General features: G+C 37.8%; 1 protein-coding gene. It reads right to left on the reverse strand.

Going from position 1 to position 458, the window contains the following annotated elements:
* Positions 1 to 458, reverse strand: a 458-nt coding sequence (locus tag HZY83_RS07710; protein WP_179943468.1) for a linear amide C-N hydrolase, incomplete at both ends; no start/stop codon positions are given.

Below are 458 nucleotides of genomic sequence, written 5' to 3' on the forward strand. Positions count from 1 at the left end.
AAGCTTTATCTTTACTATCCATAACTAATTGATATTGTGTGTAATGTGTTTCTCCAGCATCTAGCACAGCTCCTTGCGGTATACTGACAGAGTCTAGGATTTTAAAACAATTCATAAGGTTGATATCTTCATTATGAGAAGATGATAAATGATGTCTTAAATAAGTGGCACGCACGAATCGTTCTGTAGATGTATAGCCACCTGGTAGACCATTAGTGCCAGCTTCACATCCCATGGAACGCACTAATACTTTGCCAACAAGCTGATTTGTTGATTTCTCAGGTTGAAGGAAAGCATAATTTCTTAAATTTTGAATATGCCACTCAAGTTTAGGTGCGTTGGTTAATACCTTAACGTGGTTGTCTTTAACGATAAGTAGTCCGTTATGGGGTTCCACTGCAACTGTATGTCCTGACGCATCAGTGATTATAAAATGCAGGGGTGGAACTATATTTAAT

It is taken from the genome of Gemella sp. GH3 (genome assembly GCF_013415425.1).
GTDB lineage: Bacteria > Bacillota > Bacilli > Staphylococcales > Gemellaceae > Gemelliphila.